Annotated in this window: 21 protein-coding genes; 11 read left to right on the top strand and 10 right to left on the bottom strand. The window is 68.3% G+C overall.

Features of this window, described 5'->3' with window-relative positions:
- Positions 1 to 14: 14 nt before the first annotated feature.
- Positions 15 to 917, bottom strand: coding sequence for a hypothetical protein (locus tag VHA82_RS01635; RefSeq protein WP_325539582.1), 903 nt, complete (start codon positions 915 to 917; stop codon positions 15 to 17).
- A gap of 449 nt (positions 918 to 1366) precedes the next feature.
- Between VHA82_RS01635 and VHA82_RS01630 the strand changes: the two genes are divergently transcribed.
- Complete coding sequence (locus VHA82_RS01630; protein ID WP_325539580.1) at positions 1367 to 2806, top strand: S41 family peptidase; 1440 nt, start codon at positions 1367 to 1369, stop codon at positions 2804 to 2806.
- Positions 2807 to 2972: 166 nt separating this feature from the next.
- On the top strand, positions 2973 to 3737 hold the full coding sequence (locus VHA82_RS01625) for a HesA/MoeB/ThiF family protein (protein WP_325539578.1): 765 nt from the start codon (positions 2973 to 2975) through the stop codon (positions 3735 to 3737).
- 30 nt (positions 3738 to 3767) lie between these two features.
- On the opposite strand, the gene VHA82_RS01620 is transcribed toward VHA82_RS01625, so the two are convergent.
- The 4 genes from VHA82_RS01620 to VHA82_RS01605 are packed head-to-tail and all read right to left on the bottom strand — an operon-like array spanning position 3768 to position 7385.
- Positions 3768 to 4910, bottom strand: a complete 1143-nt coding sequence (locus VHA82_RS01620; protein ID WP_325539576.1) for a hypothetical protein — start codon at positions 4908 to 4910, stop codon at positions 3768 to 3770.
- A 24-nt stretch (positions 4911 to 4934) separates the two neighbouring features.
- Positions 4935 to 5909, bottom strand: a complete 975-nt coding sequence (locus tag VHA82_RS01615; protein WP_325539574.1) for an Ldh family oxidoreductase — start codon at positions 5907 to 5909, stop codon at positions 4935 to 4937.
- On the bottom strand, positions 5906 to 7084 hold the full coding sequence (locus VHA82_RS01610) for a UxaA family hydrolase (protein WP_325539572.1): 1179 nt from the start codon (positions 7082 to 7084) through the stop codon (positions 5906 to 5908). The genes VHA82_RS01615 and VHA82_RS01610 overlap by 4 nt, the downstream gene beginning before the upstream one ends.
- Positions 7085 to 7103: 19 nt before the next feature.
- Positions 7104 to 7385, bottom strand: a complete 282-nt coding sequence (locus tag VHA82_RS01605) for a UxaA family hydrolase (protein WP_325539570.1) — start codon at positions 7383 to 7385, stop codon at positions 7104 to 7106.
- Between the two features lie 119 nt (positions 7386 to 7504).
- On the opposite strand from VHA82_RS01605, the gene VHA82_RS01600 reads away from it, so the two are divergent.
- Complete coding sequence (locus VHA82_RS01600) at positions 7505 to 8287, top strand: GntR family transcriptional regulator (RefSeq protein ID WP_325539568.1); 783 nt, start codon at positions 7505 to 7507, stop codon at positions 8285 to 8287.
- A 22-nt stretch (positions 8288 to 8309) separates the two neighbouring features.
- Here VHA82_RS01600 and VHA82_RS01595 read toward each other — a convergent pair whose 3' ends face one another.
- From VHA82_RS01595 to VHA82_RS01585, 3 genes are read right to left on the bottom strand one after another with little or no spacing between them, the layout of a single operon-like run.
- Positions 8310 to 9272 carry a Bug family tripartite tricarboxylate transporter substrate binding protein gene (locus tag VHA82_RS01595; RefSeq protein WP_325539566.1) on the bottom strand — a complete coding sequence of 321 codons (963 nt, stop codon included), beginning with the start codon at positions 9270 to 9272 and terminating at the stop codon, positions 8310 to 8312.
- Positions 9269 to 10129, bottom strand: coding sequence for a class I SAM-dependent methyltransferase (locus VHA82_RS01590; RefSeq protein ID WP_325539564.1), 861 nt, complete (start codon positions 10127 to 10129; stop codon positions 9269 to 9271). The genes VHA82_RS01595 and VHA82_RS01590 overlap by 4 nt, the downstream gene beginning before the upstream one ends.
- Positions 10126 to 11931, bottom strand: a complete 1806-nt coding sequence (locus tag VHA82_RS01585) for a hypothetical protein (RefSeq protein ID WP_325539562.1) — start codon at positions 11929 to 11931, stop codon at positions 10126 to 10128. Before VHA82_RS01585 ends, VHA82_RS01590 begins: the two co-directional genes overlap by 4 nt.
- Positions 11932 to 12063: 132 nt before the next feature.
- On the opposite strand from VHA82_RS01585, the gene VHA82_RS01580 reads away from it, so the two are divergent.
- Complete coding sequence (locus VHA82_RS01580) at positions 12064 to 12453, top strand: response regulator (protein WP_325539560.1); 390 nt, start codon at positions 12064 to 12066, stop codon at positions 12451 to 12453.
- 10 nt (positions 12454 to 12463) lie between these two features.
- On the opposite strand, the gene VHA82_RS01575 is transcribed toward VHA82_RS01580, so the two are convergent.
- Complete coding sequence (locus tag VHA82_RS01575) at positions 12464 to 13096, bottom strand: response regulator transcription factor (RefSeq protein WP_325539558.1); 633 nt, start codon at positions 13094 to 13096, stop codon at positions 12464 to 12466.
- 50 nt (positions 13097 to 13146) lie between these two features.
- On the opposite strand from VHA82_RS01575, the gene VHA82_RS01570 reads away from it, so the two are divergent.
- The 7 genes from VHA82_RS01570 to VHA82_RS01540 all read left to right on the top strand — a co-directional run bounded on the left by VHA82_RS01570 (position 13147) and on the right by VHA82_RS01540 (position 17559).
- The gene (locus tag VHA82_RS01570; RefSeq protein WP_325539556.1) at positions 13147 to 14559 is read left to right on the top strand and encodes a CHASE3 domain-containing protein; all 1413 of its coding nucleotides are present in this window, start codon (positions 13147 to 13149) and stop codon (positions 14557 to 14559) included.
- A 160-nt stretch (positions 14560 to 14719) separates the two neighbouring features.
- On the top strand, positions 14720 to 14881 hold the full coding sequence (locus VHA82_RS01565; RefSeq protein ID WP_325539677.1) for a DUF1328 domain-containing protein: 162 nt from the start codon (positions 14720 to 14722) through the stop codon (positions 14879 to 14881).
- Between the two features lie 33 nt (positions 14882 to 14914).
- Positions 14915 to 15244: a hypothetical protein gene (locus VHA82_RS01560; protein WP_325539554.1), complete on the top strand. Its 330-nt coding sequence runs from the start codon at positions 14915 to 14917 to the stop codon at positions 15242 to 15244.
- Positions 15245 to 15258: 14 nt separating this feature from the next.
- Positions 15259 to 15639 (top strand): hypothetical protein, encoded by a 381-nt coding sequence (locus VHA82_RS01555; protein WP_325539552.1) that lies wholly within the window; start codon positions 15259 to 15261, stop codon positions 15637 to 15639.
- Positions 15636 to 16100, top strand: coding sequence for a hypothetical protein (locus tag VHA82_RS01550; protein ID WP_325539550.1), 465 nt, complete (start codon positions 15636 to 15638; stop codon positions 16098 to 16100). The genes VHA82_RS01555 and VHA82_RS01550 overlap by 4 nt, the downstream gene beginning before the upstream one ends.
- Positions 16101 to 16143: 43 nt before the next feature.
- Positions 16144 to 16461 (top strand): BON domain-containing protein, encoded by a 318-nt coding sequence (locus VHA82_RS01545; RefSeq protein ID WP_325539548.1) that lies wholly within the window; start codon positions 16144 to 16146, stop codon positions 16459 to 16461.
- Positions 16462 to 16470: 9 nt separating this feature from the next.
- Complete coding sequence (locus VHA82_RS01540; RefSeq protein WP_325539546.1) at positions 16471 to 17559, top strand: putative zinc-binding peptidase; 1089 nt, start codon at positions 16471 to 16473, stop codon at positions 17557 to 17559.
- A 9-nt stretch (positions 17560 to 17568) separates the two neighbouring features.
- On the opposite strand, the gene VHA82_RS01535 is transcribed toward VHA82_RS01540, so the two are convergent.
- On the bottom strand, positions 17569 to 17994 hold the full coding sequence (locus VHA82_RS01535; RefSeq protein WP_325539544.1) for a BON domain-containing protein: 426 nt from the start codon (positions 17992 to 17994) through the stop codon (positions 17569 to 17571).
- Positions 17995 to 18079: the final 85 nt, after the last annotated feature.

The raw sequence follows: 18079 nt of genomic DNA, 5'->3' as shown, positions 1-18079 counted from the left end.
TGGGCGCTTGCCCCTTATTTGGAGCCGATGAGCTTGTCGATCTGATCTGTGTCCAGGGCGTACAGGAGCTCGTTACGCAGGAGCTTCATGTAAACGCCGACCGGATGCTGGGCAATGGCCGCGTACAAACCGTCGGGCTCTCCCGGTTTGACGATGTCTCTTGCCATTGCGTTCAATGCAGGCCCCGCCTCCGGATGTGCCTTCCTGGCAGCGCGGAGGGCCGCCAGCAGGCCGTTGACCAGCTGGCTGAAGGCCATCATGCGATCGTCATCCGGAAGCTTTCCGATTTGGAACTTGACGACTTCGCAGGCACTGCTTAGCGCGACGGCGTACTGATCGGGGTCCACGAACCTGATCGCGGCGAGCTTCACGGCGGTCGCAGCGACGGCCTGCAGGGTTACCGGCTCGTTTTGCGGGACTTGCACGGGGCGCGCCCTCGGCACTTGCATTTGCTGCGGCATCGGATCATCAGGTATGCGCACCACGGACTCGGGCGGCCGATAGGGCGCCGCGGGTTGCGCATCCGCCGGCACAAGCACGACACCGGCGAACCTGCCCTCCGCCTTCATGGCATCCCACTGCCTCAGGAGCTGAGGAGACAGGGTGAACGTCACGCTCACTTGACGGTCCAGCAAGCTCTGGGTGATTGCAGTCCGCAGCTTGCTGATCTCGGCCTTGTCGTTGAGAGGGGCGTCCCTGAACCACTCGTTCATTTGGGCATCCACCTGGTTGATCTGGGGCTCCACGGCGGCAGCTGCTGCGCCGGGTGGCGGGGTTGCCTCCATCACACTGTCAATCGCGGGGCCTCCCGGAGGACCCGCCATTTGCAGGCCTTGCGGCGCATTTTGCCCCGGCAGCTGACCGGGTGGTAGGGGAAGGTCGGAGCCGCGCGCGGCCCTCGGGCGTGTGGAATACATGGCGTGTGATCCTGGTGAGAAGGGTGGGTCGATCTCCCCAGCCTCCTTCCGCCCGGCGCTCCGGTGCCTTTATCTCCAGGGAGCCAGTGCACGATGACGCTGGTGGGAATTGGGTAACCCCGTAGGCGCCCGCGGTTCCCGCCGGACCCGGCTCGCATCCGTTCGTCTCGCGGGACCCCCGAAGGAGCGACGGCGCCGACCGCCGGCCGCAAATTTCCGGTAAACGGTCCCGGCTCGTCCTTCCGCCGTCCGCCGATCCGGCGGACAATGGTCTTCCCCCGACACGAGGAAGCGGCGCGCGCCTACCCGCAAGGCTTTCCTTGGCGACTAGGGAAATCCGAGCTTTTTTCACGCGGCTCGAGGCCGCGCGAAGGAACCCGGATGCAACTGGCGCGTCATAGAAGTTTCTGGGGTGTATATTGAATGTCGAGAGGACTTGGACGTTGTCTATGAGCCATAAACTCAAGATTGCCGGCTGGATTTCCGTAGGCGCATTGGCCGGTGCGCTCACGACGGTTTCGCTGCAGACCGTCGCGCGCGGCCAGATGGCGCCGCTGCCGCTCGAGGAGCTGCAGCAGCTCGCCGCGGTCTTCAGCATGATCAAGACCGATTACGTCGAGCCCGTGGACGAGCACAAGCTCATCCAGGACGCGATCGCGGGCATGGTCTCCAGCCTCGATCCGCACTCCCAGTACTTCGACAAGAAGTCGTTCAAGGAATTCCGGGAAGGCACGACCGGCCGCTTCGTCGGCGTCGGCATCGAAATCTCGCAGGAAGACGGCCTCGTGAAGATCGTCTCCCCGATCGAGGGCTCGCCCGCCTTCCGCGCCGGCCTGAAGTCCGGCGACCTGATCACGAAGATCGACGACACCGCCGTGAAGGGCCTGTCGCTCTCCGAAGCCGTGAAGCGCATGCGCGGCGAGCCGAACACGAAGGTGAGCCTCACCATCTACCGCAAGGACGAGAACCGCTCCTTCCCGGTCACGATCACCCGCGAGGAAATCAAGACCCAGTCCGTGAAGGGCAAGGTGATCGAGCCCGGCTACGCGTGGATTCGCCTGTCGCAATTCCAGGAACGCACCGTCGAGGACTTCGCGAACAAGGTGCAGGAACTGTTCAAGCAGGAACCCAACATGCGCGGCATCGTGCTCGACCTGCGCAACGACCCGGGCGGCCTGCTCGACTCCGCGGTCGCGATTTCCGCGGCGTTCCTGCCGGAGAACGTGACGGTGGTGTCGACCAATGGGCAACTGCCGGAAAGCAAGTTCGTCTACAAGGCGGCGCCCGAGTTCTACCAGCGCCGCGCCGGGGCCGATCCGCTGCGCAAGCTGCCCGCCGCGCTCAAGTCGCTGCCGATGGTCGTGCTCGTGAACGAAGGCTCGGCCTCCGCGAGCGAAATCGTGGCCGGCGCCTTGCAGGACCACCACCGCGCGACGCTCCTGGGCAGCCAGACGTTCGGCAAGGGTTCGGTGCAGACGGTGCGTCCGCTCGGCTCCGACACGGGGCTGAAGCTCACCACGGCGCGGTACTACACGCCGAGCGGCCGTTCGATCCAGGCCAAGGGGATCGTTCCGGACGTGATGGTGGACGAAACCGCCGAGGGCAATCTCTTTGCGGCACTGCGTACGCGTGAAGCCGATCTGGAGCATCACCTGACGAGCGGCCAGAACGATCCGCAGAAGGATGCCGCGCGCGAGAAGGCCCGCGAGGATGCCCGCAAGGCCGCCGAAGAGGAAGCCAAGAAGAGCCCGGCCGACCGCAAGCTGCCCGAATTCGGCTCCGACAAGGACTTCCAGCTCGTGCAGGCGCTGAACCAGCTGAAGGGCCGGCCGGTACTCGTGAGCAAGACGCAGGTCGTCGAGAGCAAGAACGAGAAGAAGGACAACTGACCTGCGTCGCGGCGCCACGCGCCGCATCGCAGCTCATCCCCGCCTTTTTGCGCGCCGTCCCCGCCTCTCCTCGTCATCCCCGCCTCTCCTCGTCATCCCCGCGCAAGCGGGGATCCAGGGAAGCCCGCGCCAGCGGGCTCTTTCCTTTCTGGCCGACAATTCCCCCATGACCGACGAGCAGCTCCTGCGCTACTCCCGCCACATCCTTCTGGATGAAATCGGCGTCGAGGGTCAGGAACGCCTGCTCGCCTCGCACGCCGTCGTAATCGGTGCGGGCGGACTCGGCTCACCCGTGGCACTCTATCTCGGCACGGCGGGCGTCGGCCGCATCACGCTCGTGGATCACGACAAGGTCGACCTCACGAACCTGCAGCGGCAGATCGCGCACAACCTCGAACGCGTGGGCGAACCGAAGGCGGAGTCCGCGCGCACGGCCATCCTCGCGATCAATCCGGAAGTGAGGGTGCGCACGCTCGCCAGGCGCGCCGACGACGCCCTGCTGGACGACCTCGCGCGCGACGCCGACGTCATGATCGACTGCAGCGACAACTTCGCCACGCGCCACGCCGTCAACGCCGCGTGCGTGAAGCATCGCAAGCCGCTCGTCTCGGGCGCGGCGATCCGCTTCGACGGGCAGCTCTCGGTCTTCGACCTGCGCGACGAGAAGTCGCCCTGCTACGCCTGCGTCTTTCCGCCGGACGAGGCTTTCGAGGAGACGCGCTGCGCGGTGATGGGCGTGTTCGCGCCGCTCGTGGGAATCATCGGGGCGATGCAGGCGGCAGAGGCACTGAAGCTGCTGTCCGGGGCCGGACTGTCGCTCGCGGGGCGGCTGCAGATGCTCGATGGGCGCGGCATGGAATGGACGGAAGTCCGGGTGAGTCGGGATGGGTCATGCGCCGTGTGCGCGACATCCCGCAAGACCATCCCGTGAGCCGCATGCGAAAGGTTCGAACCGGTGTCGCTAGCCTTTGTCGGTGCACTTGTGCGATGCCGATGGATTCATCTCCAGCGTCAGGCAGTGCAGTCCGACATACTGGGGCGCCAACTCCCTCGTCACACTGTTGGGCCGCCGCGGCTGGATGACGGTGAAGCCGAGCGCTTCCAGCCGCCCCTTCAATTCGTTGATCGGCATCGTGAATGCAAGCTTGCCCCGCTCGGGACTGATGAAGTTCGCGGCGAGATCCTGCACGTCGTGGTCGCCGATCTCGATGGGCTCGATGCCGGCCTCCTTCAATGCCAGGAGAAATGCCTGCCGGCCAATGGCACCCGGCGAAGCGGGATACTCCTTGATGCAGTCCGGGTACACGAGCGCATAGCGCTTGCCCTTGGCATCGGTGACCGGCTGATAGTAGATATCCAGGTCATAGCAACCCGCTCCAGCCGGCTCGATGTGCAAGGTGACGCTCCTGTCGCCGAATCTTCTGGCCAGATGCCTGAGCTGATTGTCGCAACCCACGGCCGGCTGCGCGGCCGATTCGCAAGCGAACCCATGCCTGTCGGCCGTCGCAAGAACGAGGACCCCGTCGTCGTACGCTATGTTGGCCGCGTTGATTGTGTAGGGCAGCATGGCGGTCGCGACGCCATGGCTTCTGTAGTACTGCTCCAGCACGGCCGTGGAGTTCCCCTTGCCGTCCCTGTGAAGCGCCTCGAGCTTCGCCCTGTTGCCCAGCAGCACCGCGGAGCCGTTCCACAGGCCAAGGTTGCGAGGGAACATGTACCCGTTCCCGGGCACCACGAGGGTTTCGATGTCGCACGTCACGTCGGCGGAGCGCAGCTGGTTCGCGATGACATCGCCATAGCCTCGCGTGCTTTCTCCCTCTCGCTCGAACACGACGTAGCCGCAGGAAGACTCGGCGGCCAGCGCGCAGTTCATCGCCATCAACGGCACCAGCCATCTCGGAACGTGCCATTGGACCTCCGGCGCACGCGGGGACAGGGGTGTCTCCACCGCTGCGTTCGAAAGCCTGCCCTCGCGGGTGCCGGAACATTCCGGCTCCCAGGCGGGCGAAGGGTCGGAAACGGCGAGGTGGCATGACAGCATGGCAGCGGGGATATGTGGAAGGTGCGAAGACCCTGAGTAGCGGCACTCGACCGGAAGTTCCACGGCTCAGACCAAAGTCTCCCCAGGTCAGGCGCCCTGGAGGCCCCACTCCACTCCGTAGCGCAGGGCCTCGCGCTCGAGTGCCATGCGTCTTGCGCCCGCGAGCCGCACGCCGTCATCGGCAAGCATCTCGGCAATCAGCGCTTCGATGCGCTCGTCATAGACTTCACGCCCGGCGAGTGCCCGCGGATCGATCAGCAGGAATGCCTGGCCGATGCGAGGACGGTTTCCCGCTTCCTCGAAGAACGAATCCGCCTCCGAGCCGATGCGCGCGCCCGTGAGCGCGGTGACGAGCACCTCCACGACCAGCGCGAGCATCGCTCCCTTCGCGCCGCCCAGCGGCAGCATCGAACCTTGCATCGCCGCCTTCGCATCCGTCGTGGGGTTGCCTGCCGCGTCCAGCGCCCAGCCCGGCGGAATCGGCTCGCCCTTCTTCGCCGCCGCCGCGATCTTGCCGCGCGCCGTCTGCGACAGCGCGAGATCGATCATGATCGGCTCCGCGTCCCTGCGCGGAAAGATCGCCGCGACCGGGTTCGTTCCGAAGATCGCGTGCCGGCCGCCCGCGGCCGGCATCGCGGCGGGGGAATTCGCGAAGCCGAGCCCGATGAGCCCCTCCCGCGCCGCGGGCCGCAGATGATCCACGAGCACGCCCGCGTGATGACTGTTCGTGACGCCGACGAAGGAGACGCCGAAATTCCTCGCGAGCTGCATGGCGCGCTCCACCGCGAGCTCGCATGCGGGAAAGCAGAATCCGTCGCAAGCATCGACCAGCAGCGCCGCGCCGTGTTCGCGCGCGATGCGCGGCACAGCGCGTCCATCGACACGCCCATGCCGCAGGTGGCTTGCGTACTGCGCCACGCGGGACAGGCCGTGGGACCCGAGCCCCTGCGCTTGCGCGCGCACGAGTGCCGCGGCCGTGCTCGCGGCCTGCGCCTCGCTCGCGCCGGCTGCCGTGAGCGCCAGCGCCACGCGGCGCACGGCTTCGTCGAACGCGATCTTCACGCCGACTCGTACAACCGCGTGAGCACGAACTCGCGATGCCCGAGCGCTTCGGCCGCCGTGAGCCGGCCGTTGGCCGTGCGCAGCATCGATTCGAGGAGCCGATCGCCCGCCTGGTCCAGGTTGATCTCGCGCTGCAGGAGTCCGCTCACGTCCACGTCGACGTGCTCGCTCATGAGGCGCACCGTCCTCGGATTCGCGCAGATCTTGATCACGGGCAGGATCGGGTTGCCGATCACGTTGCCCTGCCCCGTCGGGAAGAAGTGCACCGCGTACCCCGCAGCCGCGCAGAGCGTCACCATCTCGGCCGCCGCGCTCGACGAATCCATGAACCACAGGCCCGGGTGCGAAGGCGTCTCGGCCTTGTCGATCACGCCGTCCACCGTGCAGCGCTTGCCGATCTTCTGGATGTTGCCAAGCGCCTTCTCCTCGATCGTGGTCAAGCCGCCCGCGATGTTGCCCTTGGTCGGCTGCGACTCGGAGAGGTCCGACGTCTTGTGCCGTTCCACCACGCGCTGGTAGCGGTCGAACATGAACATGAACCGCTCGCGCACGGCGTCGTTCGCGCAGCGCGCCGCGACGATCTGCTCGCCGCCCGTGAGCTCCGTCGTCTCGCCGAAGCAGAGGTAGTTGCCAAGCGCATGCAGCTTGTCGAAGGCGTTGCCGACCGCCGGGTTCGCGCCGCAGCCGGAAGTCGTGTCCGACTCGCCGCACTTGGTGGAGACCCAGAGTTCGGCGACAGGGCATGGCTCGCGCTGCTTCTCGCTCGCCCACTGCACGTATTCGCGCGCGGTGCGGCTCGCGCGCAGGATGGTTTCGTGGTCGCCGTGCCCCTCGATGCCGAAGCCCGCGACGGGCTTGCCCGTGGCGGCGATGCCGTCCACCACCTTCTTCGTCCAGCCGTCCTCGATGCCGATCACCACCACCGCCGCGACGTTGGGATTGCAGCCCGTGCCGATGAGCGTGCGGAAGTGCAGTTCCAGGTCCGCGCCGAACTGCAGCCGCCCGTAGGGGTGCGGAATCGCGAGCGCGCCCTTGATGTTGTTCGCTACCGCTTCGGCCGCAGCGTTGGAGAGGTCGTCGAGCGGCAGCACGATCACGTGGTTGCGCACGCCCACGCGGCCGTTCTCGCGGCGGTAGCCGAGGAAGGTGGTCTCCCGGTCGATCGGCAAGCTCATGCTTCCTTCCTTGCCGGCGCTACCAGCGCCGGGTCTTGATGTTGTGCACGTGCGCGTGCTCCCCGGTGGCGATGGGCCGCACCACGCGGCCGATCGCCACCCCGTACTTCACGGCCGAGTCGCCCGGCGCCATGTCGCGCAGCGCGATCTTGTGGCCGATGGGGATGGGCTCGCGCGCCTGCAGGGTCATCGTTCGGTCGTCGTCCATGATCCAGCCGGTCAGTTCGTCGCCGGCCTTCACGCCTTCCACGACGACGACGGCCACCGTATCGTGCGCGTCGTGCAGTACGAAGTGGATCATCTCTCCCGGCTCCTCGATTCGGCGGTGCGTGGTTGTGCGGGAAGTCTCGCGTGAGGACGCGGGTGCTGTCAAACAGGTCATCTAGATGACAGGGGGCGGCGCACCCTACACTTCGCGCCATGGAAGCGGATTCGCTGTTTGCCGGCGCGCGGCTTGCCGCCAGCGGCTCGGGGCCTCTCTACCGGCAGGTCAAGCGGGAACTGCAGGGGCTCATCGAACGCGGCCGCTACGCGCCGGGCGACACGCTGCCGAGCGAGTCGGTGATCTCGCGTGCGCTCGGCGTGAGCGTCGGCACGCTCCGCCGGGCGGTGGACGAACTCGTGCACGAGAACATCCTCGTGCGGCGCCAGGGCCGCGGGACTTTCGTGGCGCTGCATGGTCACGAGCGCTTTCTCTTCCAGTTCTTCCATGTCGAGCCGCGCCTGGACGCACCGCACGTGCCGCGGCGCGAGCGCGAATTTCCGGTGGTGGAATGCATCGGCTTCGCTCGCGGCCGGGCCGACGAGACCGAAGCCGCGGCGCTCCTCGTGCATGCGGGCGAACCCGTCTGGCGCATCGACAACCGGCTTTCCCTCGGCGGCCAGCCGGTGGTGCACGATCGCATCGTGATCCCGGCGGCAAGCTTCAAGGGGATCGCCGAGAAGCGCTTTCGCGAACGACCGAGCACGGTCTACAGCTTCTACCAGACCGAATTCGGCATCACCGTGCTGCGCGTGCAGGAGCGCGCTCGGGCCGTGAGCGCTTCGGTGGGACCGGCGCGCATCCTGCGGCTGGATGCGGGCGCGCCGATCCTCGAGGTGCACCGCATCGCGCTCACGTTCAACGACAAGCCGGTGGAGTACCGCGTGTCGAGCATCCACACCGCGGCGCACGACTACGTGAGCGTGCTGTCGACGCATTAGGCGCCGGAAGAGGAGTCTGCCCCTATTCCTTCCTGATGCCGCGCGTCTTCACGAGCGCCGCCATGCGCTCCCGCTCGGCGGCGAGGAAGTCGGCGAATTCGCGCTGCGCGAGGGCGGCCGGGTCCATGCCCGTGGCTTCGAGGCGTTTGCGCATCGCGGGGTCCTGCACGGTGCGCACGACAAGCTCGGAAAGCTGCCGGCTCACCGCGGGCGGCGTCCCGGCCGGCACGAACACGCCATACCACTGCGCGTTGTCCGCGCCGCGCACACCCAGCTCGGCGAACGTCGGCACGTCGGGCAACGCCGCGACACGCGAGGGCGCGGCCACGCCGAGCGCGAATACCTTTCCGGTCGCGACCGCGCCCGGCACCACGCCCGCCGGCACGAACATGAGCTGCACCTCCCCGCCTTCCACCGCGCGCACGGCCGGCCCGGTGCCGCGGTAGGGAACGTGCAGCCAGCGCGCGCCGGTCTTCGCCATGAAGAGTTCCGCCGCGATGTGCGAGCTGTTGCCGTGGCCCGCGGTCGCAAAGGCGAGGCTGCCCGCGGGCTTCGCGAGCAGCTGCTCGAGCGTCTTGCCGCGCAGCGCCGCGTTCGCGATCAGCACGTTGGGCGCGACCGCGAGACGCGCGACCGGATCGAAATCGCGCATCGGGTCGTAGGCGGCATCCGGGTTCAGCAGCGGATTCATCAGGAACGAGCTTCCCGTGAGCAGCACGGTGCGGCCGTCCGGTTCGGCACGCGCAGCGTACGACGTGCCGATGTTGCCGTCGGCGCCGCTTCTGTACACGACGATGGCGCGTTGCGGCAGCGCAGGCGTCATCATGTCGGCCAGCAGATTCGCGAGCATCGCCATGTTGCCGCCGGGCTCGAACGGGACCAGAAGCTGCAGCTCGCGTGGCGGCCACGCCGCAAGTGGCTGCGCGTGGAGCGCGAATGGCGCGAGCAGGCCGGCGCCGAGCCAGTGCAGGAAACGCCGCCTCACGGCTTCGGCCCCGTCACCACGACGATGCCCTTCTTCGCCGTCACGCTGATGCGGCCGTCCTTCATGAATTCCGACGCATCCCCGACCGGAAGGACCCGTTCGACTTCGAAGCCCACGGCCCGCAGGTCTTCTTTCAGCACGTCTTCCTCCTCGTGCGGCACGACCTGGAACTTGTCGCTCGCGACCCACAGGCGGATCATGGCGTCGAGTTCCTCGTCGCTGCACGGCAGCGGCACGCCCCGCTCGCGCATCCTGGCCTGCACGCTCTCGAAGAGCGCCGCGGCCCATTGCCCCGGATGCCGGGTGTGCTCCTCGCGGTCGCGGTCGGCCGGGGCCACGCGCGCACTGAGCACCACGCGCCCACCGCGCGCAAGACCCTCGCGCAGGCTCGCGAGCGCACGGCGCCGGTCCTCGATCGGCAGGAAAGGCAGCACCGAATGGCCCACGATGATGTCGGCCTGCAGTTCGCGCGGAAACTGCCGCAGGTCCGCCTGCAGCGTGTCGAGCCGGATGCCGTGCCGCTCGGCATGGAAGCGGCAAGCATCGAAGGGTGTCGTGCAGCGGTCGACCACCGTGAAGCGGTGCGCCGCCCCGCCCGCGAGCGACGCGCGGTGCACGAGCGCGAGCACGCCGCTGTCGGCCGAGCCCGCGAGCACGATGTGCCTCGGCGTGGAGCCGATCAGCTGCGCGAGCAGCGGACCGAGGAACGGCTCGTCCGCCTCCACGCCGCCCACCTGCCGCGCGACACGCACGATCGGCCAGAGCGCGTGATAGACGCGGCACGTGCCGCACTGCCGCGCGGCGCTCGCGTACTGCCGTTGGGCGAGCGTGTCCAATTCTTCGACCGGCAGCGTCATGCGGCATGCGCGGACGCGACGTCCATGCCCCCCGGCGAGCGCAGCATCGCGGCCACGGCGGCGAGCCGCTCCCGCTCGGCCGGATCGAAGCTCGACGCATCGGCCCATATGACGCGATCGAACCGGTCCACCGGCAGCCCGAACCGGAAGATCTCTTCGGGCGTCATCACGCACGCGCCGCTCGCGGTGTCCGAACGCATCAGCAACGCGCGAGCCGCCGCGAAGCCATCCGAAAAGCGGCCGGTCACGCGTCGACCGCTGGCGAAGATGCCACCCGCGTCCGACACCGCGTCGAACCGCGCCTCGGCGACGAGCTTCTTGCGGCACTCGGGGCGCCCCGCCGCGGCACAGACGACGAGCGTCACGGGAATGCGCGTCTCGGGCCCCATCAGCTGCGGCAAGAGGCTGTCGTAGAAGCGCGGCGCGCCGACTTGCGGCTGCGCGTTCACCTCGCACACGAGCCCGCCCACTTCGAGCCAGGACCGCGAGATGTCCGTGGTGATCAGGTCCACGCCCGCGAAATCGAGCCGCAGCACGCGCGCGGCCTCGATCGCGAGCTCGATGTTGTCCGGATGCACGGCGTTCGCATCCGCCGGATCGAGTTCGACGTTCGTGCCGCCCGCGCTCACGTTGTCGCGCCGGCGCAGGCGCACTTCCTCGCCGGCGGCCGGCACGTAGCCGGCGTCGCGCCCGTCCTGCCGCAGCATGCCCAGCGCCTCGTCGTCCAGCGTGAGGAGCGGCCCGCCCCGATGCCGCGCGATGCGCTGCTGGAACTCGCCCGTCTGCTGCGCCTTCACGAGCGCCGACACGTCGCGCACGCCGTCGCCGATCACGCCGCCCGCGATGCGCTGCGTGACGCGCAGCACCTTGCCCTGGAACACAGTGAGCCGGTGCGTCCGCCCGGGCACCCACTTTTCCACGAGGATGCGTTCCGAGTGCTTCATCGCTTCGTCGTAGGCCTCACCCACGGCCGCTTCGTCGCGCAGGTCGGCCGCGACGCCCGCGCCCTGGTCGCGGTCCGCGGGCTTCACGACCACCGGATAGCCGAGCCGCGCCGCGGCTTCGATCGCCGCCGCACGCGAGGGCACCATCGCGTGCTCGCCGCCGGGCAGGCCCGCCATGCGCAGCAGGCGCGCGGTGTCCTGCTTCAGCTTGGCGAAGGTCACCGCGATGCTCGGCGTGCGATCGGTGATCGTGCTGTGCATCCAGCGGCTGTGGCGCCCGGTGCCCAGCAAAAGCACGCTGCTCACGAGCGGCTGCACGGGAATCTCGAGCCGCATCGCGGCGCTCATGATGAGAAAGCGGTTGAGGCGCGGATCGGCATGCGGCTTGAACGCCCTCTCGGCCCATTCGCGCACGCGCTTCAGGTGATCGGGCGTGAGCGGGCCGGCCATGGCGTGGTTCACGAATCCCTGCGCCCAGCGCCGGGCCACTTCTCCCGCGCGCGCGACCGGCGAGGGCAGCGCGACGAGGAATTGTTGCCGCCCCTCGGGCACCTCGACCCGCTCGATGTGGAACCGTTCGCTGACGGGGATGCGCCATTCGCGCTGGATGGCGCCGGCCAGCCATGCGAAGAGATGCGCGAGCCGCTCGCCCGTCAGGAGTTCGTCGCCCGCGCGCGGCGGCGTCTCGCTCACGACGAGACGGGCCTGCCGCAGCACGGACTGGACGACCGATTCGCCTTCGGCGGGCGCGACCGGGGCCACCGCGAGCTCGCCGATCAAGGCGGACTGCTGCAATCCGTATGCGGGCCCGCGGAGTTGCCGCCATTCGCCGGCGGGGCACAGATGCTCGATGATCAAGGCAGAATGTCTCCCTCTCGTGGTTGGACCCGTCTTCGGTCCCGCCCGAGTGTAGTGCCCAATCGCACGAGGTAGGAAGCGTCCTACGCAACCGGAGAGGGGCCGCTGGCACAATGCCCGAGCGAGAGGGCCGTGGAACTCAGAACCTACATCGTCGAAGACAACGTCACGATCCGCGAGAACCTGATCGGCACGCTGGAGGAACTGGCGTCGATCCGATCGATGGGCTGGGCCGATGCGGAGAACGACGCGAAGGCCTGGCTTGCCGGACACGACGGGCAGTGGGACCTCGCGATCGTCGACCTGTTCCTGAAGCAAGGCAGCGGCCTGGGCGTGCTGGAAGCGTGCCGCGGCCGCGCCACCGCTCAGCGCGTGGTCGTGCTCAGCAACTACGCGACGCCCGACATGAGAAAGCGCTGCGCGCAACTCGGGGCCGACGCCGTCTTCGACAAGTCCAATGAAATCGACGCGCTCGTGGACTACTGCCTGCAACTGTCGCAAGGCACCGCGCCTGCGCCCTGAAAGCATGTCCTCAGTCGATCAGCCTGTTCTTGAGCGCGTAGTACGTGAGGTCGCTGTTGGAGGAGAGATTCATCTTCTCCATGAGGCGGGTGCGGTACGTGCTCACCGTCTTCACGGAAAGCGAGAGCGCTTTGGCGATGTCCCCGGCCGTCTCACCCTTGGCGAGCTTCAGGAACACCTGGAACTCGCGCTCGGAGAGCTGCTCGTGCGGGGCGCCGCCTTCCTTGCGGTTGAGCTGCTGCGCGAGCAGTTCGGCCACGGTGGGCGAGATGTACCGCCGCCCGAGCGCGATGGTGCGAATCGCGTTCACGATCTCGGCGGGCTCGCACTCCTTGTTGAGGTAGCCGCTCGCGCCCTGCCGGATCAGGTTCATCGCGTAGTGTTCCTCGGGATAGCCCGAGAGGATGAGGATGCCGACGTCCGGCGCCTTGGCGCGGATCATGCCGAGGGCATCGATGCCGCTTTGGCCCGGCATCGAGAGGTCCATCACGAGCACGTCCATTTCGGTCGTGCGCGCGAGATCGATCGCTTCGCGGCCGCTCGCGGCTTCGCCCACCACGCGCAGATCGACCTGCTCGGCGAAGAACTGCTTCAATCCCGAGCGGACAATCGCGTGGTCATCGACAATGCCGACTCTGATCATGATCGCCCCCTGCCTTGGCGCGACCATTCTAGTTCAGCCGTGGCGGCGCCATGCCATTCGTGACCATGAAATTCCTGCCGGCATTGCACCTTCCGCGCATGGCGATCGGCCTGCTGCTGGCGGCGCTGGCCGCCTGCGTGCTCATCGGCATCAACGAGACGGGCTACAACCGCTCGCGCGAGGCGCTCGGGGAAATCGCCGAGCACACGCGCACCCGCAGCGCCCTGAACACCCTTCTCGTGCACATGCTCGACGCCGAAACCGGCTCGCGCGGCTACCTGCTCACCGGCGACCCGCGCTACCTCGAGCCGTACAACGTGGCCGCGGCGCAGATCACCGCCGACACCGACGGCCTGCGCAACCTGTACCTGCCCACGGCAGAGGAATTCAACACGCTTGCCCAGCTCACGCGCAACGTGCACCGCAAGCTCGCCGAGATGGAGCTTTCGGTGCGCATGAGAAAGCAAGGCAACGAGGACGCCTGGAAGTTCGTGCTCATGACCGACGTGGGCAAGGAGCACATGGATGCGATCCGCGAGGAAGTGGGCAAGCTCGTCGGCTCGGCCACGCGCAAGATGGACGTCGCGCAAGGCGAAGTGGAACGGTCGCTGCTGCTCTCGCGCATCGGGATCGCGGCCGTGACGATGGCCGGCCTGCTCGCCTTCTATCTGTACCTGCGCCAGACCACGGCGCTCAAGCTCGCGGGCGAGCAGCAGCAGCACGTGCTGCAGCAAGAACGCGACCTGCTCGAGAGCCAGGTGCGCGAGCGCACGGCGACGCTCGCCGAACTCGCGACGCACCTGCAGCAGGTGCGCGAGGACGAACGCGGGCACCTCGCGCGCGAACTGCACGACGAGCTGGGCGCGCTTCTCACGGCTGCCAAGCTGGACGTCGCGCGGCTGCGGTCGCGCCTGGGGGGCAACGCCATCGCGCCCGAACTCGAGGAGCGGCTGCAGCACCTCACGCAGACGCTCAATAGCGGCATCGCGCTCAAGCGCCGGATCATCGAGGACCTGAGGCCTTCGTCGCTCACCAACCTCGGCCTCACCGCGTCGCTCGACATCCTCGCGCGCGAATTCTCGGAGCGCTCCGGCATCGAAGTCGCCACGAGCCTGGAGACCGTCGACCTCGACGAGTCGTCCCAGCTCACGGTCTACCGGGTCGTGCAGGAGTCGGTCACCAACGTCGGCAAGTACGCGCAGGCGAAGCAGGTGGACATCAGCGTGCGCGACTACAGCAACCACGTCGAAGTGGAAATCCGCGACGACGGCCACGGCTTCGACACGACCCGCGTGCGGCCATCCACGCACGGCCTGGCGGGCATGCGGCACCGGGTCGAGGCCGCGGGCGGCCGGCTCACCGTGACCTCGCGCCCGGGTGCCGGCACGCGCGTGACGGCGGTGCTGCCCAAGAACACGCGCGCGGCAGAACGCGCGGCCGCGACGGCGCTCGGTGCCACCTGATCCGCCCGTAGTCGGCCTCCTACAGGCAAGCCCAGCGGGCACCGACAAGCACACACGCCCCGAGCCGAGCGGCTCACGGCCGAGGCACGCCTACTCTTGCGCGAGGCGCGGTGACCACCGCGCCCAAGTTGCCGGGATGACCCCGCAGGGAGAGCTGGAGATGCTGCACTACGCCGTCGTGTTCCTCGTCATCGCGCTGATCGCCGCCTTCTTCGGTTTCGGCGGCATCGCCGCCGGCGCGGTCGAAATCGCCAAGCTGCTGTTCTTCATCTTCGTCGTCCTTGCGGCCGTCGCGTTCCTGGCGAGCCTCATGCGGCGCTAGCCGCGCCCCTCCATCAACCCGAGGATTGAAGACATGACGACCCCGAACCTCTCCGCCGATGCGGCACTCGACAGCTCGCGCCGCCTCGCGAGCCAGGCCATCGACCGCGCCGGCGACAAGATGCGCGAGCTCTCGAGCGGCATGAAGGACCTCGCCGGCCGAGGCATGAACACCATGAGCGAGAGCGCGCAGCTCGCGCAGCGCCGTCTCGGGCAGTACGCCGACGCCACCGGCCGCTACGTGACCGAGCAGCCGCTCAAGTCGGCGCTCATCGCCGCGGCGATCGGCGCCGTGGTGGCGGGCCTCATCATCGCGCTGCGCCACAGCGACTCGCGCGCCTTCCGTTCGCGCGGCGACTACTGAGCACGCGGCCTGCCATGGCGATGGTCCACCCGATCTTCTCGGTGCTCGTGAGCCGGCCCGAGCTGCTCGTCGAACACTTCGCGGGCTACGCCTCGCTCGCGCGCGAGGAAGCCTCGAGCGTGGGCAGCGAGGTCGCGAAACGCGCGATCGCCTGGGCGCTCGCGATCCTCGCGTGCACGGTGTTCCTCGTGCTCGCCGGCGTGGCGGTGATGCTCGGCGCGATGCAGGGCGACTTCCATCCCGCCCTCGTCGTCGTGCCCGGCGTGGCGCTCGCGATCGCGGCCGCGGCCGCCTGGGTGGCACGCAAGCCCCTTCCCGAGAAGGCCTTCAGCGAGCTGAAGGCCCAGCTCGAAGCCGACGCGCAGGCACTGCGCTCGATCGGCACGCGCTCATGAATACGTCGATGCTCGAAGCGAGCCAGCGCCTCGCGCAAAGCCGCCGCGTGCTCATGGAGCAGATGGCGCGGCGCGAGCGCCGGCACGATCCGCGCGAGACGCCGCCGCGAGCGGAATTCGCGGGCGAGCATTTCGATTCGCGTGCGCGCGCGCCCGCGCGCGGCGCCGGGTGGATCGCCCGCGCGAGGCACGCGGCGAGCGTTTGGTGGCGCCATCATCCGGCCCACATGGCCGTGGAAGTGGCCACGCCGCTGCTGGCCGCCTACGGCCGGCGCAAGCCCGCGCAGCTCGTGGGCTTGTGCGCGCTCGCGGGCGCCGCGCTCATGTTCGCGCGCCCGTGGCGCCTCGTCTCGCTCACCACCGTGGCGTTCGCGCTGCTGAAGTCCACCCATCTGCCGGGCATCGTGATGTCCGCGCTGTCGGCGGCGGACTTCGAGCGCGACCACGCCGGCCCCGAGTAGTCCCCGCAGTTTTCTTTTCACTCAACCCCAAAAGGAGAAGCCCATGAAAGTACAACCCAGCATCCTCGCGCTCGCCATCCTCACCGGCGTGTCGCTCTTCACCGCGGGCTGCACCGTGATGCGCGGCCAGGAGACGGTCGGCTCGTACGTCGACGACAAGACGATCACCGCGGCGATCAAGGCCAAGATGATCGAGGACAAGTCGGTCGATGCCGCGGTCATCAACGTGCAGACGCTCAACGGCGAAGTGTCGCTCTCGGGCTTCGCGAAGTCGCCCCTCGAGAAGCAGCGCGCCGAGTCCATCGCCCGCGAGACCAAGGGCGTGCGCATGGTGCACAACAACCTCATCATCCGTCGCTGACCGGCGGAATTGAAGACCTTCCACTGCCAGTACTGCGGGCACCCGATCTTCTTCGAGAACGTCGGGTGCCTGAAGTGCGGCAGCGCACTCGCCTTTCTGCCCGACCGCATGGCGATGTCGGCCATCGAGCCGGCCGGAGAGCGGCAGGGCGACCGGGAGCTCGTGCGCCCGCGCCTGCGCGGGCGCCGCCCGTCCGAGGCGCGCTACCGCCTGTGCCTGAACCACGACCTGTACCAGGCCTGCAACTTCGCGGTGCCCGCGAACGACCCGAACCCGCTGTGCGTGTCGTGCCGCCAGACGCGCGTGCTGCCCGACCTTTCGGTCGCGGACAACCAGGCGAAGTGGTACCGCATCGAAGTCGCGAAGCGCCGCCTCTTCTACACGCTCGCGAAGCTGGGCCTCGCGTCCCCGACGCCTGCCGACGGCGAACGCGACGGCCCCGTGTTCGAGTTTCTCGCCGACCAGCCGGGGCGGCCCGTCCTCACCGGCCACGCCAACGGCGTGATCACGCTCAACGTCGCCGAGGCCGACGACGCCGAACGCGTGCGGCGGCGCATCGAGCTGCGCGAGCCGTACCGAACGCTTCTCGGCCACCTGCGCCACGAGTCGGGTCACTTCTACTGGGACCGCCTCATCGAAGCGGGCGGGCGCATCGACTCCTTTCGCGAACTGTTCGGCGACGAGCGCGAAGACTATGGCGAGGCGCTGAAGAGGCACTACGCGAGCGGGGGCGGCCCCCCCGATTGGCAGGCTCGGTTCGTGAGCGCCTATGCCACCGCGCATCCGTGGGAGGACTGGGCCGAGACTTGGGCGCACTACCTGCACATGGTCGACCTGCTCGAAAGCGCGGCGTCGTACAACACGTGGCTCGCCGTGCCCGGCAACGAGGAGGAAGTGGAGGAAGTCGTGAACCCGTTCGAGACGGGCACGCCCGACTTCGACTCGCTCGTGGAGCAGTGGATTCCCGTCACGCTGCTCGTGAACAGCCTCAACCGCAGCCTGGGGCAGGACGATGCGTATCCGTTCGCGCTCTCGGCCGGCGCGCTGGCGAAGCTGCGTTATGTGCACGACACCATCGCAGCCTGCGGGGCCGGGTAGAAAAGGTCTCTACCCCGCCTTCACCTCCAGCTCGTTGTTGACCGACGTCACGTCCCGCAGCGACCGCGCCATCTCGTCGGCGCGCACGCGCGCGTCGCTGTTGGGCACCATGCCGCTCAAGGTCACCATGCCGTCCTTGGCATCGATGTCCACGATCATCGCGCTGATGTCCTGGTCGGCATTGAACTGCGTCCTGAGCGTCTGCACGATCTCGCTGTCGTCCATGCGATCGCGTTTGCCGCGCGATGCGCCCATCACATGCGTGGGGTCGCTTCCATGCAGCTGCGCGAGGTTCGCCGTCGGCATGGCCGACGACGCCGACGCCTGATCGGCCTTGGGCCTTTGCACCTGCGTGCGTTCGCCGCAGGCACCCAGCGCCGCGAGAGCGGCCACGGACGCGAGAACGGCCGCCTGGCGATACATCTTCTGCTTCATGCGCACTCCCGTTCAGCCTTGTCCTCGCCACTCTAGGACGCGACGCGGCGCCCGGCGGTGCGCGCGCGTCCGATCAGGCTGTAGG

This window comes from Ramlibacter sp., assembly GCF_035548915.1.
In the GTDB taxonomy this organism is placed as follows: domain Bacteria; phylum Pseudomonadota; class Gammaproteobacteria; order Burkholderiales; family Burkholderiaceae_C; genus Ramlibacter.
Note: the sequence above shows the minus strand (reverse complement) of the source record. Positions and strands in the feature narration are given on the sequence as shown.

Excerpts from the sequence above, each read along its gene's own strand:
- VHA82_RS01565 (WP_325539677.1), top strand. The coding sequence starts at position 14,720 with ATGCTGCACTACGCCGTCGTGTTCCTCGTCATCGCGCTGATCGCCGCC.
- VHA82_RS01570 (WP_325539556.1), top strand. The coding sequence starts at position 13,147 with ATGCCATTCGTGACCATGAAATTCCTGCCGGCATTGCACCTTCCGCGC.
- VHA82_RS01605 (WP_325539570.1), bottom strand. The coding sequence starts at position 7,385 with ATGATCCACTTCGTACTGCACGACGCGCACGATACGGTGGCCGTCGTC.
- VHA82_RS01550 (WP_325539550.1), top strand. The coding sequence starts at position 15,636 with ATGAATACGTCGATGCTCGAAGCGAGCCAGCGCCTCGCGCAAAGCCGC.
- VHA82_RS01600 (WP_325539568.1), top strand. The coding sequence starts at position 7,505 with ATGGAAGCGGATTCGCTGTTTGCCGGCGCGCGGCTTGCCGCCAGCGGC.
- VHA82_RS01575 (WP_325539558.1), bottom strand. The coding sequence starts at position 13,096 with ATGATCAGAGTCGGCATTGTCGATGACCACGCGATTGTCCGCTCGGGA.
- VHA82_RS01630 (WP_325539580.1), top strand. The coding sequence starts at position 1,367 with ATGAGCCATAAACTCAAGATTGCCGGCTGGATTTCCGTAGGCGCATTG.
- VHA82_RS01555 (WP_325539552.1), top strand. The coding sequence starts at position 15,259 with ATGGCGATGGTCCACCCGATCTTCTCGGTGCTCGTGAGCCGGCCCGAG.
- VHA82_RS01610 (WP_325539572.1), bottom strand. The coding sequence starts at position 7,084 with ATGAGCTTGCCGATCGACCGGGAGACCACCTTCCTCGGCTACCGCCGC.
- VHA82_RS01625 (WP_325539578.1), top strand. The coding sequence starts at position 2,973 with ATGACCGACGAGCAGCTCCTGCGCTACTCCCGCCACATCCTTCTGGAT.
- VHA82_RS01535 (WP_325539544.1), bottom strand. The coding sequence starts at position 17,994 with ATGAAGCAGAAGATGTATCGCCAGGCGGCCGTTCTCGCGTCCGTGGCC.
- VHA82_RS01560 (WP_325539554.1), top strand. The coding sequence starts at position 14,915 with ATGACGACCCCGAACCTCTCCGCCGATGCGGCACTCGACAGCTCGCGC.
- VHA82_RS01590 (WP_325539564.1), bottom strand. The coding sequence starts at position 10,129 with ATGACGCTGCCGGTCGAAGAATTGGACACGCTCGCCCAACGGCAGTAC.
- VHA82_RS01635 (WP_325539582.1), bottom strand. The coding sequence starts at position 917 with ATGTATTCCACACGCCCGAGGGCCGCGCGCGGCTCCGACCTTCCCCTA.
- VHA82_RS01545 (WP_325539548.1), top strand. The coding sequence starts at position 16,144 with ATGAAAGTACAACCCAGCATCCTCGCGCTCGCCATCCTCACCGGCGTG.